The 17,169-nt window shown below is 57.0% G+C and carries 14 protein-coding genes; 8 read left to right on the top strand and 6 right to left on the bottom strand.

Annotation, left to right across the window (positions count from 1 at the left end; translation table 11 throughout):
• Positions 1–51 precede the first annotated feature (51 nt).
• The 4 genes from CAF73_RS22120 to CAF73_RS30665 are packed head-to-tail and all read left to right on the top strand — an operon-like array spanning position 52 to position 7,720.
• Complete coding sequence (locus tag CAF73_RS22120) at positions 52–1,251, top strand: glycosyltransferase family 4 protein (RefSeq protein WP_085703827.1); 1,200 nt, start codon at positions 52–54, stop codon at positions 1,249–1,251.
• A 46-nt stretch (positions 1,252–1,297) separates the two neighbouring features.
• A complete protein-coding gene (locus CAF73_RS22115) occupies positions 1,298–2,158 on the top strand; it encodes a hypothetical protein (protein WP_085703826.1) in 861 nt (286 codons plus the stop codon).
• 2 nt (positions 2,159–2,160) lie between these two features.
• Entirely contained in the window at positions 2,161–2,487 is a 327-nt protein-coding gene (locus tag CAF73_RS29945) for a hypothetical protein (protein WP_139834862.1), read from the top strand.
• Positions 2,488–2,542: 55 nt separating this feature from the next.
• Positions 2,543–7,720, top strand: a complete 5,178-nt coding sequence (locus CAF73_RS30665) for a calcium-binding protein (RefSeq protein ID WP_267963004.1) — start codon at positions 2,543–2,545, stop codon at positions 7,718–7,720.
• Between the two features lie 77 nt (positions 7,721–7,797).
• Here the strand turns inward: CAF73_RS30665 and CAF73_RS22105 are convergent, their stop codons facing one another.
• Positions 7,798–8,910, bottom strand: coding sequence for an enoyl-CoA hydratase/isomerase family protein (locus tag CAF73_RS22105; RefSeq protein WP_085703825.1), 1,113 nt, complete (start codon positions 8,908–8,910; stop codon positions 7,798–7,800).
• A gap of 132 nt (positions 8,911–9,042) precedes the next feature.
• Here CAF73_RS22105 and ung point away from each other — a divergent pair, with 132 nt between their 5' ends.
• The gene (gene ung, locus CAF73_RS22100; RefSeq protein WP_085683353.1) at positions 9,043–9,738 is read left to right on the top strand and encodes a uracil-DNA glycosylase; all 696 of its coding nucleotides are present in this window, start codon (positions 9,043–9,045) and stop codon (positions 9,736–9,738) included.
• 67 nt (positions 9,739–9,805) lie between these two features.
• Here the strand turns inward: ung and CAF73_RS22095 are convergent, their stop codons facing one another.
• From CAF73_RS22095 to CAF73_RS22080, 4 genes are read right to left on the bottom strand one after another with little or no spacing between them, the layout of a single operon-like run.
• The gene (locus CAF73_RS22095) at positions 9,806–10,843 is read right to left on the bottom strand and encodes an AbrB family transcriptional regulator (protein ID WP_085700586.1); all 1,038 of its coding nucleotides are present in this window, start codon (positions 10,841–10,843) and stop codon (positions 9,806–9,808) included.
• The gene (locus CAF73_RS22090; RefSeq protein ID WP_085703824.1) at positions 10,836–12,350 is read right to left on the bottom strand and encodes a tripartite tricarboxylate transporter permease; all 1,515 of its coding nucleotides are present in this window, start codon (positions 12,348–12,350) and stop codon (positions 10,836–10,838) included. The genes CAF73_RS22095 and CAF73_RS22090 overlap by 8 nt, the downstream gene beginning before the upstream one ends.
• Position 12,351: 1 nt before the next feature.
• A complete protein-coding gene (locus CAF73_RS22085) occupies positions 12,352–12,810 on the bottom strand; it encodes a tripartite tricarboxylate transporter TctB family protein (protein WP_085700588.1) in 459 nt (152 codons plus the stop codon).
• Between the two features lie 56 nt (positions 12,811–12,866).
• Positions 12,867–13,844 (bottom strand): tripartite tricarboxylate transporter substrate binding protein, encoded by a 978-nt coding sequence (locus CAF73_RS22080; protein ID WP_085700589.1) that lies wholly within the window; start codon positions 13,842–13,844, stop codon positions 12,867–12,869.
• On the opposite strand from CAF73_RS22080, the gene CAF73_RS30245 reads away from it, so the two are divergent.
• The 3 genes from CAF73_RS30245 to CAF73_RS22070 all read left to right on the top strand — a co-directional run bounded on the left by CAF73_RS30245 (position 13,843) and on the right by CAF73_RS22070 (position 16,344).
• Positions 13,843–14,169, top strand: coding sequence for a hypothetical protein (locus CAF73_RS30245; RefSeq protein ID WP_170929780.1), 327 nt, complete (start codon positions 13,843–13,845; stop codon positions 14,167–14,169). The two genes, CAF73_RS22080 and CAF73_RS30245, sit on opposite strands and share 2 nt — an antisense overlap.
• Positions 14,170–14,294: 125 nt before the next feature.
• On the top strand, positions 14,295–14,966 hold the full coding sequence (locus CAF73_RS22075; RefSeq protein ID WP_085683189.1) for a response regulator: 672 nt from the start codon (positions 14,295–14,297) through the stop codon (positions 14,964–14,966).
• Positions 14,959–16,344, top strand: a complete 1,386-nt coding sequence (locus CAF73_RS22070; protein ID WP_085683188.1) for a sensor histidine kinase — start codon at positions 14,959–14,961, stop codon at positions 16,342–16,344. Before CAF73_RS22075 ends, CAF73_RS22070 begins: the two co-directional genes overlap by 8 nt.
• Here CAF73_RS22070 and CAF73_RS22065 read toward each other — a convergent pair whose 3' ends face one another.
• Positions 16,345–17,166, bottom strand: a complete 822-nt coding sequence (locus CAF73_RS22065; protein WP_085700590.1) for an HDOD domain-containing protein — start codon at positions 17,164–17,166, stop codon at positions 16,345–16,347. It lies immediately after the preceding gene.
• Positions 17,167–17,169 lie beyond the last annotated feature (3 nt).

The following is a 17,169-nucleotide window of genomic DNA, read 5'->3' as shown; positions in this document are numbered from 1 at the left end:
TGAAAAACTTCAATTTCATGGAGGTGTATAAGCGCGGGATATTGCTCAGATATGAATCTTCTTATCATTCATCAGAATTTTCCCGGTCAGTTTCGTCATGTGGCGTTGGAAGCATTGCGCAGACGTTTGGGAGTTATTGCAATTGGACGCGATACAGCGCCAGGTATTGCCGGGGTAAGGTTATTTCGATACCGACCATCAAGGCATATGGCTAATGGCGTTCATGGCTATTTGCATAGATATGAAGAGGCCGTTTCGGACGGGCAACAAGTTCAACGAATATTGAAGAGGCTCAGCCAGGCAGGCTTTCGGCCTGATGTGATTCTTGCCCATCCGGGGTGGGGTGAAACGCTATTCGTCAAAGATGTTTACCCCGATGTGCCGCTAGTTCATTTCTGTGAGTACTATTACCGAGCGCGTGAGGCAGACTCTGGTTTCGATCCTGAGTTTCCCTGTGCGATGGATGCGTCCTCAAGGCTTAGAGTCTTGAATTCGATGCATCTCCTGAATATTGAGCAGTGCGATGCCGGGATTGCACCTACGCAATGGCAGCGCGGTCTTTTTCCGAAAACATATCAGTCTAAAATTCGCGTCATTCACGAAGGCATTATTCAATTTACCGAATCAGAAGAGGTCGAGTCTGTAACGCTACCCGGCGGGCGCGTGATAAAAGCGGGTCAGCCTGTGGTGACTTATGTCGCCAGAAACCTCGAACCGTACCGAGGCTTTCATAGTTTTATGAGATCCATTCCCTATATTCAGGAAAAGTGCCCGAGTGCGCAGATTGTTGTTATAGGTGGGGATGGCGTCAGTTATGGGCGGCTGCCTTTTGGATTTTTGAACTGGCGAAGCAAGATGATTGCGGAGGTGGATTTTGATGCTTCCAATGTTCACTTTGTTGGGAAGTTGTCTTATCTAACTTACAGGTCGGTTCTGAGTCTTTCAAAGGCTCACGTGTATTTGACGTATCCGTTTGTACTGTCGTGGTCTCTGTTGGAAGCAATGGCTTCTGGCTGTGTTGTCGTAGGTTCAAATACCGCTCCCGTACAGGAAGTTGTCGAAGATGGAATCAGCGGGATACTTGTTGGTTTTTTTGACGTTGAAGAAATCGCCACGGCAGTGTGCAGGGTTTTAACGTCTTTCGGTGGTTTTGAGTCTATGAAAGATGCGGCGAGGTTGAAGGCAAGCGAATTTGATGTGGTTAAAGGAGTAAGTGGTTACTTTGAAGTATTTAAGGAGTTGATGAGGTGAGTTGTTTCTAGTGATGTGATTGGTCATTTTAAAATGGAGATTTGAAATGCTTAAGATGTCTCGCAAGGAGGTTTTTCGCCAGTGCAGAAGGGGAGTTAAATATGGCGTGTTATTAGCGATCTGTTATTGGGTCGTTGATTTCTGTATTCGATGGGAGGAGGCCGCAGTAGCGCGCGAGATTTATCAGAAGAAACAAGGGGCGTGCAGCAGGAAGCTGGCGGGTATGGAGCAGGTCCCGATACTTGGCGGCAGCCTGCTGGACCGGACAAAGATTCCCGGATTCCATTTTGGATCGACATTAAGGAGCGACGGTTCCTGTATTGCCGATCTTCTTTCAGGGTCATTCTGGTGGACGGGAAAAGAACTGTTTCCGGAATATGAAGCTCACGGGGTAGAACCACCCATTAGTTGGACGTATTACAATGTTTCCGCCAGACTTTACACCAGAAGGGATACCACGGAGCCGCATAATATGGGCGGACGGCATGTGGATTGGCCGGATGATCTGGTTGTAAAACTGAAGAACTATCCAGGCCTGGAACTTTGGCTTACCGCGCCTCCACCCAGTATCAAAAATGAATTCTCTGTTCGAATTTTTGTTATGCCCGACTGGCGCCGGCGTGATGGAACACCACGGAAGATAAATTGTATTGGTTTAAATTCGCCCGAATCTAAAGCTTCTGCCAGTGGTTTGAGTAAAGCATATCTTTTGAAAATGAATAAGGAGCAGTTGGAGAATTTGGAGTTTGGGAGTTTACGTACGTATTGCACGGTCGAGTTGCACCATTTCGACTTTGCAGGTGGGGATGCTCGTATACATTTGGGTACCGAGGGCTTGCGGGGTGCTCCAGAAGCGCTTAAGGCTGTCAGCGACTATCTTTCACATTCAATTATTACAGGGAAATGAATATGAGCTATATATTCAGTGGTTTGGAAAAGTTGGAAATTTTGCAGGCTGCAAATATTTGTGAGGGAATGAAATTCAATGTCGAGGAGGAAGAGTATTTTGCGATGGCAGTGGAGGGGCGAAACTGCGCTGTACTTTATCGTACATTGTCGAATATTTTGGGTGGGAAATTCTTAGGCGGTTCTGCGTTCGATGAGAGCGTGATGGGCATTTTTAAAGATGCCAAACTCTGGCTCGATGTAGCAATTGATGCAAATGGCGGAGTGGGCGCTTATTCTGCATTGATCCGAGCTTATACCCTGCGGCAGGGGGGAGTTAAGGTTAAATAAAAAAATCAGCGATTCGAAGATGCAACAGTCATCTAATCAGGTGGCTGTCAATCTCATGAATACGTTGATAAAAGGCTCCGTTGAGCATGATTTGGCTCCATGGACTGTGCCCTCCATAAGCCAAATTGCAGAAATCGATGCGAGCGCTATTGGTAAAGTATTATTTCGTGAAGATGTTGATGAAATTGATACAGCTACCAGTCGTAATGCGGGATGGTCTGGAACAATCGGCTTCAGCCTGTTGGGTGGAGAAAAACCATATGAAACTTGGAGGTTGATCTCCGCCGGTGATCCGGATTCCCATATAAAAGGGAATCATCATCTTGCCAAGTTAAAGAGGCTTGATGACCTAAAGAATGTTCTGTTTGCCGTGGACTCATACAGTGTTGCATTGCAGGCAGTGATTAAAAACTTCGGGTCGAATATGGTTGAAAGCCTGTTTTCAGTTCTGCCCGAACAAATAAATATCGCTCTCGCCAGTGGCAGCATCAATCCACTGATTCAGCATGTGGTGAAAGGTACGCCCATCTCACCTATTGTCAGCCTGATATTGCGATATAACCTGAATGATTTCTTTGACATGCTCAGGCGAACCTACGACGGAAACTCGGCCGCCACGCCTACCACCGACGAAACCTTCGCCTCCAATGCCTACACATTTTTCTCCGCACTTTCTCCGTCTCAATCGCAAAGCATCGTTACCAGAACCATTGGCGAGTATGGCAGTGCCAAGGACTGGGCAACGTTGGCCAGTCAGGCAACGCCAATCGGCGCCGCGTTACGCAATTCCCTCAAGCAACTAAGCGAAATCGTGATTGAGCGGGCCGACGGTTTTTCCGGACGCGGCCTGGAGCTTTACGACCCAGAAACGGGCGAGGGCTTCATCACTGAACAGTGGCTTGCCGATCGCTCTGAAATGCTGGCCCGGCTGATTGCGCGAACCAATGGATCGTTCGGTCGAAATACTGTCCAGACCTTTTCCTATTCGGATCTGGCTTCGGGCAAACAGGCCCTTATGACCACCGGCGTCTCAAACCCTCTGGTCATGTTTGGTGATGACGGCGGACGATCATTTGGTGGCGGGACAAATACCGATCATCTTTACGGCGGTGACGGCAACGATTCCATGAGCGGACTGTCTGGTAACGACTTTATCCAAGGGGCTCGCGGCAATGACTCTTTAACAGGAGGCGATGGCAATGATGCGTTGTACGGTATGGTCGGTGATGATGTTTTGGTGGGTGGCAAAGGTAACGACTCCCTGACTGGCGGGCCGGGTAACGATCGGTATGAGTTCTCCAGCGGAGATGGAATCGACGAAATTTTTGATGCGGACGTTGAGGGCGCGTTGCTGATAAATGGACTTCCGATCCCACCTCTCGAACGCAGTGCTCCGCTCAGCAATATCTGGCTTACGGAAGATCGAGCCATCAGTTTGACGCTCATTGAAGATCAGGCTGAAACCACGCTGAACATTAAATACGGACTGAGTGATCTCATCGTCATAAAGAACTTTAAGCCAGGGATGCTCGGAATTGATCTTCCTGATTACCAAAGACCGACCTTCTCCGTCCCCGATCTGGTCCTTCAAGGCGACTGGAAAATTAAAGATAACGACCCCAATGTTCGCGGAGATCAGCCTTCTTACGATGAGTTGGGCAACGCCTTGCTTTTGCCCAATGTTAAACAGAGGAACAAAGCCGACCTGCTTTACGGATCACCGAAAGATGACCTGATCGTTGGACTTGGCGGGTCTGATCGATTGTTCGGCAAAGAAGGCAACGATCGTTTATTCGGTGACAAGCAGACGACGCTGGAAAATGCATTTGCCGATGCAACAAAAGGAAAGGCCAGCCGTGGCGATTGGCTGGATGGTGGGCAGGGTGATGACCTGCTTGTCGGCACTGCCTCGCGAGACGTGCTGCTCGGCGGCAACGGTCGAGACACGCTGATTGGGGGAGCAGGTGATGACAATTTGTCCGGTGATCAAACAACCGGTGCACATGAGCAAAATTGGACAGTCAAGCGCATCGACGTTCCACTCAGTGATGGCGTCATCAGCATGCGTAGCGTCTTTGACAAATTTTCATTGAATAGTCCCACCGAGGGCGGTGACGACATCCTCTATGGGCAGGGTGGCCGGGATTTTATCAATGGCGGCAGGGGAGATGACCTGCTCGATGGCGGAAGTGACGACGACACACTGTACGGCGAAGAGGGTAATGACACGCTGGCTGGCGGGAGTGGCGATGACACATTATCGGGAGACAACCTGGATTGGGGTGGCGGTCTCGACAGTCGCCATCATGGCAACGATTTGTTGGCGGGTGGCAGTGGCGATGACTACCTTGCCGGAAACGGTGGTAGCGACGTGTTGTACGGCGGCAGCGGCAATGATGTGCTGAAAGGTGATGACGAGGTGCTGCGAGGCGTTTCGGGTGATGCCGCAGACTTTTTCGGAAGTGATTTTCTGGATGGCGGTGAGGGCAATGACACCCTTTGGGGCGGCGGTGCCGATGACTCACTTTTCGGTGGCAGCGGCAACGACGAGTTAGTTGGTGATTACCATGAACACCCGATTCGTTATCACGGTGATGACTATCTTGATGGCGGTGCGGGTGACGACACACTCCGTGGCTTGGGTGGCTCCGACACACTGATAGGCGGATCAGGCGCTGACGCTCTGGATGGCGATGAGCCCAACTTGAAAGCGGGCGCAACCAACGATGACCACATTCAAGGTAATTCAGGAAACGATACGCTCTGGGGTGGTTTGGGCGCCGATACACTTTTGGGCGGTGCCGATGATGACTTTTTGATAGGGGACTACGAGCGAACATCCGAAGCAGAACATGGCGCCGATTATCTTGATGGCGGTTCAGGCAACGACACTTTGCTGGGCGGTGGCGGAAACGACACACTGGTTGGCGGGGAGGGAGTCGATTATTTACGTGGCGGCCCTGGCGATAACGAATTTGAAGGTGGTGCCGGCAACGATTATCTGGAAGGGATGCAGGGTAATGACGTCTTTTATTTCGGAGTGGGCGATGGGCTGGATGTTATCACCGATATAGGTGGCAACAACGTCGTAAGTTTTGGCGATGGATTTTCTGCGGAGAACTTGCAAGCCAAGATCGTTAATCTTGATGCGGGCACAGCGTTGCGGCTGTCGAATGGTATTGGTGACGCGCTTCTGATTCTTCACCATGAAAAGTGGGCAGGTTCGACGTTCAGGTTCAACGATGGCGTGATCCTGAATTTCCAGGATGTAATCAAATTAACGGTGCAACCGGTAGATGTAACGGATCCGTCTGCGACATTTGCTGCGGTACCCGATCCCGAAAAAAAGCAGGACATTGAGAGTGAGATCGAAGCAGTCGTCCAGACACTGCCCGATGACTTAGCCGCTTCTACTGAGAGGGAAGGCAGTGAAACGGGTCGTCACACCCGGTGGGATAGCCTTTTTCTTTCGGAACTGAACACAAAGCGCTCAGCGGCCCGGCAGGCATCAGGATTTGCACTGAACGATCAGGGTGTTTGGGTTAGAAGTCATATTGCTACCGACAAAAGTGGCTATGCCATCAGCGCCGAACTGATCCATGAGGACGTTGAAGCCGGAGTCTTTTCCAATACACCTGAGTGGATGGGGGCGATTGCCGCAGACGCCGTGGTGAGTGAAAGGCAGTCAATTTCTGCAACGAAAACCACGTTCAAGTTTGTAAAAGCTGAAACTGCGCAATTACCGAAACAAAAGCCAAAATATTACCCGTCTGGCTCCAGTTATTCGGGGTTCTCGTTCAACGTGGGTGATGCTGTAGTCGAAGATATAGACCACTCCGGCGCTATTCAGGGGTGGTACGTGTATCCCGCTGGCAGTTTTGAAAATCATGAAATTGTTCGTAAAGCGTTTCGCTGGAGCTCTACTACCCAAACGATCAAACATAAAATTGTCCAGGGTAGTGACGCTGGCGGCAGGGTAAATCTCGAAGTGGGAAATCTCTTTCATGGCGGTGCAGGAGATGACTTGGTGGTGACCTATGCCGGTTCAGTGCTTGAGTACGGCGGGGTGAACGACAGGATCCCAGGCGCATTTTTATCAGCGGGCGCAGGTGACGACACATTGCTCGGGTCAGCGGGGGCCGATTATTTGATCAGTGGACCGGGAGAGGATTGGCTTTACGGCGAAAACGGTCCCGACACTTACATCGTTGAAGCGCATGATGGCGCAACCACCATTATTGCCGACGTGCTTAACCCTGTTTTTTTGCGTCCCGAGGTTGGAGCCTCTGGGTGGCATGAAGAGTTTGGGGAGCTTGATATTGATACAGTCGTTCTTCCGGAAGAGGCGAAACCAGACAAGTTGAAGCTAACCTGGGGAGCTGTGTTGGTTGAGACGGTAAATATTGAACTCTCACCCACTCCACCACGTGACGCTCATCGTCGACCGCCTCGTGCCCAGATGCTGTACACAACACTCGATATCGCGTGGGGCGGAACTCAAAAAGTACGAATCGTTTTGCCCAATCCAAATGAGATCGGTGGTTCCGGTATTGAGCGGGTGAGATTTTCTGACGGATCGAGCATCAGTTTCAAAGACCTCGTTAGCCGATTAGGCATTGCCCCCGATACTTATCATCACGGCATCACCGTTCAGGACGCTGCTCAGGTTAAGTCCTTCCGAGAGAACCGTTTTCTACCGCTTGTGGGCGGTCGCGGTTATGACACCCTCAGTGGCACTGGTGAAATAAGAGGGATGCAAGGAGATGATCTGCTCGGCGGTGGCTCAGGTGATGAAGTGCTTTACGGTGGGCCGGGCAATGACACCTTGTCCGGTGGCGGGGGCAATGATGTTTATAAATATGATGGGCTTGGGCGAGACCCGGTAATCAATGCCGGCGGCGGAACTGACGGTATAGATTTTTCGGAGGTCGGACTGTCGATTGGTCAACTCAAGTTCCACCGTGAACGGAATGATCTCGTCATCGTAGTGAGTTATGGCATGTCTCCAAAGGTTCGTGTCTCCGAACACTTTTCAGGAGGCGATGCCGCTATCAGCTTCATCAGCGTTCAAGGAGAAGAGGGCGCTGTTAAAAATTACACGGCGAACCAGCTCACTGAGCTTTTGCACCCTCTACCTCCCTTACAGGACGTAGAGGATATCTTGCCGAGAAATGATGAAGAGGCGTTGCGGGCAATGAAGGAAATAATCGCGTTTTATGAGTTGAATATTTGATCGCAGATAGTTTCGCAACGGGCTCAAACTTCCCGCGACAGAGCCCAAAAGACTGCCATCGCGGGTAACGATAGGTTCTAGTATTGCGACAGATCCGCCAACGGATGCCGCCCCTCCCACACCTTGTGAAAGTGCGCCTCGACCACCGCGTCCGGCACCCGGGCGATGTCCGGCCAGTGCCAGTGCGGTTTTTGATCCTTGTCGATCAGTCGCGCCCGGACCCCTTCGCTGAATTCCGGATGGCGGCAGCAATTGAGGCTCAGGGTGTATTCCATCTGAAAGACTTCGGCCAGTGACAAGTGGCGGGCACGAATGATCTGTTCCCAGACCAGATGCGCCGTCAGTGGCGAGCCTTCACTCATGGTTTTCGCCGCACGGGCAATCAACAGGTCGCTGCTGTCCCGATGCAGGCTGATGGCTTTCCAGGCGCAGGTCACGTCGCTGACATCCAGCCATTCATCGATCTGCTGCCGACGCGGCAGCCATTGCGCCTCAGGCATTTGCGCCACGGCTTCCTGCTGCAGCGCTTTGAGCAGGCTGTTGAGCTGCATGGCGGTCTGTTCCTGCCAGTTCAACTGCAACAAGCCGTCGATCAGTTCCTGTTGCTGGTCGTCAAGCAGGAAGCGGTCGGCCAGATCCAGATCGATCGCATCGCGACCGTTCATGTGTGCGCCGGTCAAACCCAGGAACAAACCGAGCCTGCCCGGCAGCCGCGACAGAAACCAACTGGCGCCGACATCCGGGTACAGGCCGATGCTGATTTCCGGCATCGCCAGTCGACTGCTCGGCGTGACGATCCGGATGCTCGCGCCTTGCAGCAGGCCCATGCCGCCGCCGAGCACATATCCATGGCCCCAGCAGATCAGCGGCTTCGGGTAGGTGTGGAGGCTGTAGTCCAGCCGATATTCAGCATTGAAAAACTGCGCGGCCAGCGGCGGAACCTCGCCGGGATGGGCGCGACAGGCTTCCACCAGGCTGCGCACTTCGCCACCGGCACAGAAGGCCTTGGCGCCGTTACCGCGCAGCAGCACGCAGACGATTTGCGGCTCCTTGGCCCAGGCGTTCAGTTTGTCGCTCAGGGCGTGGATCATCGGCAGGGACAGCGCATTGAGCGACTTTTCGGCATCCAGCGTGGCCACGCCGATGCGCGCGCCGTCGGTGCCGGTGAGTTCTTCGAAGTGCAGATTCATCGTGACCTCGATCGGGAATTTGAACGATCAGTATGATCGCTGTGTGGGAAAGTGCCGGATCTGCGTCAGATCAATTGACAAGCGTGGTCGGCTTTCCTAGGGTTCGCCCCACTGATTTTGCCGGGTATGACCATGACTGCTGACGACCGTATCAAACTCGAACCGAGCTGGAAGGAGGCACTGCGTGCCGAATTCGACCAGCCCTACATGGCAGAGTTGCGCACTTTTCTGCAGCAGGAGCGGGCGGCCGGCAAGGAAATCTATCCGCCGGGACCGCTGATTTTCAATGCGTTGAATTCGACGCCGCTGGACAAGGTGAAAGTGGTCATCCTCGGCCAGGATCCGTACCACGGCCCGGGCCAGGCCCACGGCTTGTGTTTCTCGGTGCAACCGGGCGTGCCGGCGCCGCCTTCGCTGGTCAACATCTATAAAGAGTTAAAGCGCGACCTGAACATCGACATTCCCAACCACGGCTACTTGCAGAGCTGGGCGGATCAGGGCGTGCTGATGCTCAACACCACCATGACCGTAGAGCGCGCCAACGCCAATGCGCACAAGGACAAGGGTTGGCAGTTCTTCACGGACCGGATCATTGAGGTGGTCAGTCAGCGGCAGCCGCATCTGGTGTTCATGCTCTGGGGTTCCCATGCCCAGAGCAAACAGAAGCTGATCGACGCCACCAAGCATCTGGTGTTGACCTCGGTGCACCCGTCGCCGCTGTCGGCCTATCGCGGCTTTCTCGGTTGCGGGCATTTCAGCCGCACCAACAAGTTCCTGGAGCAGAACGGCGAAGCGCCGATCGAGTGGCGTCTGCCGTCGGTGGTCTGATGCTCAGGGCTGGCGGTTAATCTCGTTCCCACGTCGAGGCGTCCGCGTGGGAACGATCAAAACCGGATCAGGCTTCGGGATTACGGTTCCAGTACTTGAACAACGGTTCCGCCAGAAACAACACGAACAACAACCGCATCACCTGCATCGCCGTCACCAGCGGCACTGACAATTGCAGGGTTTCTGCCGTCAGGCTCATCTCGGCGATTCCGCCGGGCATCATGCCCAGGGTCAGCGATCGCAGATCCAGATGGGTCATGGCACTCAGTCCCAACGCCGCCAGTGTCGCGATCAACATGGTCAGCGCCGTGCCGATCAACGTCCGTCCCATGAACGACGGTGCCCGGCGGAAGAACTGGCGGTTGAAGTGACAGCCCAGACCGCTGCCGATCAGCCACTGGCCGATCTGACTGCCGCCATTGGGCAGACCGATGTGCAGATCCCAGCCGATGCTCACTGCTGCGCTGACCAGCAGCGGGCCGAACAGCCATGGGTTGGGTTGACGCAAACGTTGCCAAAACCAGGCGAGCAGGCCGCCCGCCGGAAAAAGAATCGCCAGCCAGCGCCAATCGACGCTGCCGGCGTGAGAAATCGGTGCGCCATCGCCCAGCAGATATTTGAATGCCGCCGGCACACACAGCACCACCACCAGCACCCGCAAGCTCTGCCCGGCCGCGACATGGCTGAGCATCGCGCCGTTGCGTGCGCCGAGGTTGACCATCTCGCCGGAGCCGCCGGGCATGCTGGAGAAGAATGCCGTGGCGCGATCCTCACCGGTGCGGCGCATCAGCCACACGCCGACCACCGCCGACAGGCTGGTGACCAGCGCGCCGAAAAAGATCAGGCCGAAGTGGCTCAGTACCTGCTCCATCACCAGCGGGGTGAAGTGCAGGCCGATGCCGATCCCGACGATCCACTGGCCGCATTTGCGGCCGCCAGGGATTTCGGTCAATTGCCACGGGGTCAGGCAGCGCACCAGGATGATCGCCAGCAACGAGCCGACCATCCACGGCAGCGGCCAGCCGATCTGGCTGGCGATGTAACCGCCAAGCAGACCGACCAGCGGGGTTCCCCACCACGTTTTAAGGGAGAGCCGATCAGACATCGGCGATAGCGCGTTGCGCGGCCGAGCGTTTGCGCCAGATGCGCAGCAGTGGCATCAGCAACATGATCGCTGTCAGCACCCAGACACCGAAGGTGATCGGGCTCGACCAGAGAATCTCCAGCGCACCGTTGGAAATCGACAGCGCCCGGCGCAGATTCTGCTCCATCAGGCCGCCGAGGATGAAGCCCAGCAGGACTGGCGACAGCGGGAAGTCCAGTTTGCGCAGGATGTAGCCAAAGATGCCGATGCCTACCATCAGGAACAGGTCGAACGTGGTCGCGTGCACGGCGTAGACGCCGATCCCGGTAATGATCGCGATCACCGGCACCAGTGCCCAGTTCGGTACAGCGAGGATGCGGGTGAAGATACGGATCATCGGGATGTTCAGGATCACCAGCATGATGTTGGCGATGAACAGCGAGGCGATCAGGCCCCAGACGATGTCCGGTTGTTGCTGGAACAGCAGTGGGCCCGGAGTGATGTTGTACAGCGACAGGGCGCCAATCATCACCGCCGTGGTGCCCGAACCCGGAACGCCGAGGGTCAGCATCGGCACCAGCGCGCCGCAGGCGGAGGCACCGATAGCGGTTTCCGGCGCAGCGAGGCCGCGCGCGTCGCCCTGACCGAACTTGCCGCTGGCTCCGGCGATGCGTTTCTCGGTCATGTAGGCAACGGCGCTGGCCAGGGTCGCGCCGGCACCCGGCAACACACCCATGATGAAACCGAGCAGGCCGCAACGGATGTTCACCACGAACACCGAAGCCGCTTCCTTGAAGTTGAACATCATCCGGCCGGTGGCTTTCACCGCTTCCTGGCCGCGATGGGTTTTCTCCAGCAACAAGAGAATTTCGCTGACCGAGAACAGGCCCAGTACCAGCACCACGAACTGAATGCCGTCGGTCAGGTGAATGTTGTCGCCGGTGAAACGGTACACGCCACTATTGGCGTCGATGCCGACGCTGGACAGGAACAGGCCGATCAACGCCGCGATGAAGGTTTTCAGCGGTCGGTCACCGGCCATGCCGCCCAGGCAGACAATCGCGAACACCATCAACACGAAATATTCCGCCGGCCCGAAGGCAATCGCCCATTTCGCCAGCAGCGGCGCGAACAGCACCATGCCGCAGGTGGCGATGAAGGCGCCGATGAACGAACTCCATGCCGACAACGACAGCGCCACGCCAGCCAGGCCTTTGCGGGCCATCGGGTAGCCGTCGAGAGTGGTCATCACGGTGGAGGCTTCGCCGGGGATGTTCAGCAGAATCGAACTGATCCGGCCGCCGTATTCGCAGCCCAGATACACCGCTGCCAGCAGGATCAGAGCCGATTCCGGTGGCAAGCCGAGGGCGAATGCGATGGGGATCAGCAGCGCTACGCCATTGATCGGCCCCAGACCCGGCAACAAGCCGACCACGGTGCCGATCAGCGTGCCGGTCAGGGCCGTGACCAGGTTGTACGGGCTCAGCGCGACGCCGAAGCCCTGACCCAAATAACCGAGAGTATCCATATCAGTTCTCCAGAACGTCGAGCAGGCCGAGGGGCAGCGGAACGTCCATCAAACGGTCGAACAGCAGGTAAAGACCCACGGCCATCAGGCTGATGATCACCACACTCGGCAACCAGCGGCCGCCGTACAGTCGGGCCATTGGTACGCCGATGATGATGCTGGCGACGATGAAACCAAGGGGTTCGAAAGTGCCGGCGAACACCAGCAGCAGGGCCACGCAGATGCCGATCTTGGTCAGGGTTTCGCGGTCCAGTGGCGGCTCGTCGTCGCTGTGCTTGATGGGCGCTGGACGAAAAACCATGTACAGCAACGCCAGGCCCATCAGGCCGAGCATCAGCAATGGAAACGCCCGGGGGCCGACCGGTTCGTAGGAAAACGCCGCCTGGTAAGGCCACGCCATCAGTGCCAGGCCGACGCAGGCCAGCAACAGCACCGAGGCAAAAATGCGTTGAATAAGCATGAGGGAACTCCTGCCATGGCCCCGGTGAAAGGGCCATGGACGCTAGACAGAGACGATCACTGAATCAGGCCGAACTCTTTGGCCAGCACCTTGTAGTCCGCCACTTGCTTCTTGACGTAGGTGTCCAGCTCGGGACCGGTCATGGCGAACGGGAAGAGTTCACGCTGATCGCGCAGCTTGGCGAAGTCGTCGGAGGCCAGCAGTTTGTCGAAGGAGGCTTTCCACCAGGCGTAGTCTTCATCGCTGACTTTCGGCCCGAGGTAGAAACCGCGCACCACCGGCCAGACGATGTCGTAACCCTGTTCGCGGGCAGTCGGGATGTCTTTCATTTCCGGCTCGTCCAGGCGTTTCTCGGCAAACACGGCCAGCAGGCGCATGTCACCACTCTGGATGTGCGGCATGGAGTCGGAGATGTCGGTACTGCCAACCTGGATGTGGCCGCCGAGCAGGGCGGTAGCGATCTCGCCGCCACCTTCGAGGGCGACGTAGCGCAGGTCGCGCGGGTTGATCCCGGCGGCTTTAGCGATCAGTGCGGTCTGCATCCAGTCCTGGCTGCCGACGGTGCCGCCGGAGCCGATGACCACGGAGCTCGGATCTTTCTTCAGCGCTTGCACGAGATCGTCGAGGGTTTTGTAGGGGGAGTCGTTTTTCACCGCGATGGCGCCGTAGCTGGTGCCGACCGCCGCCAGCCAGCGCACGTTGGTTTCATCGAACCGACCGAACTTGCCTTGGGCCAGGTTCAACAGCGAACCGCTGGACCACGCCACCAAAGTGCCCGCATCAGCCGGACGCTGCGCCACGACGGCGTTGTACGCCACCGCGCCGACACCGCCGGGCATGTAGGTCACGCGCATCGGTTTGGTCAGCAGTTTTTCGTTGACCAGCGCGCTTTGCGCCAGTTTGCAGGTCAGGTCGAAACCGCCGCCGGGGGAGGCGGGGGCAATGCATTCCGGACGTTTGGGTTCGGCCATCAGTTGGCCGGCGAACAATACGCAACCGGCGGCGAGGGCGAAACGGCGCAGGGATCGGTTCATGAGTGTCTCCATGGGAGTTGTTGTTTTTGGGGATATTTCAGGTGCGGCAGTTTCGCGCGTGCAGGCTGACAGGCTCAGACCCGGACGGGTTGAACGCCGCGCAGCCGACGATGGCGCTGACAAGCGAAAACGGGGAAATACGAGAGGAAGAATGAAACGGGTCAACCTGAAGCTGTGTGGACAGCATGATGCAGTACCTCGTTATTGTTCTTATTGGCGAAAACGCATCGTGGCGTTTTTCGAGAGCTACGTTTTGAAGCTATGGTGCAGGAACGGAGAAAACGGCGAAGGTCGGCAGTCGGGACCCTCGGTGAAGCGACTGTAACGGCCCAACCTTTCGCTAACCTTTCAGTATTCTTTCGCGTGTTTTCGGGCTTCACAGTGGCGGTTGCGGCTGTAAACTCCGCCGCAAAGAATGGCGTCGGCCATCCCTGAATGAGGTAGAGATCCATGCGTGTCCTGCTCGTCGAAGACCATTTGCCGCTGGCCGAAAGCGTTGCCCAGGCGCTCAAGAGCACCGGTCTGACCGTGGATGTCTTGCACGATGGCGTTGCTGCCGACCTGGCCCTGGGCAGCGAGGAATACGCGGTGGCGATCCTTGATGTCGGCCTGCCGCGCATGGACGGTTTTGAGGTGCTGGCGCGCCTGCGGGCCCGGGGCAAGAACTTGCCGGTGCTGATGCTGACCGCCCGTAGCGACGTCAAGGATCGGGTCCATGGGCTCAATCTTGGGGCCGACGATTACCTCGCCAAGCCGTTCGAACTCACCGAACTCGAAGCGCGGGTCAAAGCCCTGTTGCGCCGCAGCGTACTCGGCGGCGAACGTCAGCAACGTTGCGGCGTGCTGGCCTACGACCTCGATACCCGGCGCTTCACCCTCGGCGAAGAACTGCTGACGCTGACCTCCCGCGAGCAGGCGGTGCTCGAAGCGTTGATTGCCCGTCCGGGAAGGGTGATGAGCAAGGAGCAACTGGCTGCTCAGGTGTTCGGTCTCGACGAAGAGGCCAGCCCCGACGCCATCGAAATCTACGTGCACCGCCTGCGCAAAAAGCTCGACGGCCATTCAGTGGCCATCGTGACCTTTCGCGGTCTGGGCTATCTGCTGGAAAGCCGCGATGCATAAGCCCAGCAGTCTGCGCTGGCGGTTGGTGTGGAACCTCGCGCTGCTGCTGGTGGTGTTGATGCTCGCCAGCGGATTGAGCGCGTACTGGAACGGTCGCGAAGCCGCCGACACCGCCTACGACCGCACACTTCTCGCGTCAGCACGGACCATCGCCGCCGGTCTGTCCCAGCGCGATGGCAGTCTCAGTGCCGACGTGCCTTACGTGGCGCTCGATACCTTCGCTTACGACAGCGCCGGGCGCATCTATTACCAGGTCAACGACATCAACCAGAAGTTGATTTCCGGCTACGAAAACCTGCCGGGCCCGCCGCCGGGCACACCGAGAACCGACAGCTATCCCGCCTTGGCGCGCTTTTACGACGCGAAATATCAGGGGCAGAACGTGCGCGTGGTGAGTTTGCTCAAGGCAGTGAGCGAACCGAACATGAACGGCATGGCGGAGATTCGCGTTGCCGAAACCGACGAGGCGCGCGTCAGCATGGCCCGCAGTCTGGCAGCCGATACGCTGCTGCGGCTCGGGATGCTGGCGATTGGCGCGTTGTTGCTGGTGTGGTTTGCGGTGAGTGCGGCGCTGCGGCCGATCGAGCGTTTGCGCACGGCAGTGGAAGAGCGTCAGCCCGATGACCTGCGGCCCTTGCCTTTGGTCGAAGTGCAGCACGAGTTGTGGCCATTGGTGCGAGCGCTCAATCACTTTACCGAGCGCCTGCGCGGGCAGTTCGAGCGGCAGGCGCAGTTCATCGCCGATGCGGCCCACGAGTTGCGCACGCCACTGGCGGCGCTCAAGGCGCGGCTTGAACTGGGCTTGCGCTCAAACGAGCCGCAGACCTGGCGCGATACGTTGGAATCTTCGGCGCAAAGCACGGATCGCCTGACCCATCTGGCCAACCAGTTGTTGTCGCTGGCCCGCGTGGAAAACGGCGCCCGGGCGATTGCCGAGGGCGGTGCGCAGTTGCTCGATCTGAGTCAGTTGGCGCGGGAACTGGGCATGGCCATGGCGCCGCTGGCCCACGCGCGGGGTGTCGCGCTGGCGCTGGAGGCGGACGAGCCGGTCTGGCTGCGTGGCGAGCCGACGTTGCTCAACGAGTTGCTGAGCAATCTGGTGGATAATGCGCTGGCGCACACGCCGCCGGGCGGCAACGTGATCCTGCGGGTCACGGCGCCGGCGGTGCTGGAGGTCGAAGACGATGGGCCGGGCATTCCGCTGGAGGAGCGGGATCGGGTGTTCGAACGCTTTTACCGGCGCAACCAGCAGGTGGCCGGTTCCGGGCTCGGGCTGGCGATCGTCGGGGAAATCTGCCGCGCGCATCTGGCGCAGATCAGTCTGCACGATGGGGAACAGGCGGGTTTGAAGGTGCGGGTGAGTTTTGTCGCCGGTTGATCAGTAGAACATCGACCGCGATTCTTCCAGATCGGCGCACAGCGCCTTGTTTTCCGGATCGATGCCGAGCTTGCGGAACGCCGGCACGCTGAACGGATCGATGCGGGCCATCGGGTGGTCGGTGTCCTTGTGGCAATACAGGCTGGCCACTTGCACGATGTCGACGTAATCGATCTGTTGCGATTCGCGCTTGAGGTCCTCATACAGACCCGGCAACTCCACCAGACGCTCGGGGAATTCCCAGACCCGCAGCAGCTTGTCGCCGAGCAGCGGGTGAATGTGGTCGATCACATGGTTGAGGCTGACCGGATCGGACAGCAATTCGTAGTGATCTTCAGCGTAAGTCAGGATCGGCAGCACGCCGATCTGATGAACCAGTCCACCGAGCGCGGCTTGATCGGGTTTGAGTTGGGTGTAGCGGCGGCACAGGGCGTAGCTGACGCCGGCGATCTCCAGACTCTTGCGCCAGACTTCGCGCATCTTTTGTTCGACCACGTCGGAGCGGGCGTGGAAGATCTGCTCCATCACCAGACCGATCGCCAGATTGCTGCTGTAGTTGACGCCGAGCCGAGTGATGGCGGTGTGCAGGTCGGTGACTTCCTGAGTCGCACGCAGCAGCGGGCTGTTGACCACTTTGATCAGGCGCGCCGACAACGCTGTGTCGCGGCCGATCACTTTGCTCAGGTCGCTGACGCTGATGTCCGGATCTTCAGCGGCCTTGCGAATCTGCAGAGCCACTTCCGGTAACGTTGGCAGAACCAGGTCATCGTTATCGATGGCCTCAACCAAATCCTGTTGGACCTTATCCGCCAGCTCACTCATGTC

This window comes from Pseudomonas sp. B15(2017), from assembly GCF_002113215.1.
In the GTDB taxonomy this organism is placed as follows: Bacteria; Pseudomonadota; Gammaproteobacteria; order Pseudomonadales; family Pseudomonadaceae; genus Aquipseudomonas.
Note: the sequence above shows the minus strand (reverse complement) of the source record. Positions and strands in the feature narration are given on the sequence as shown.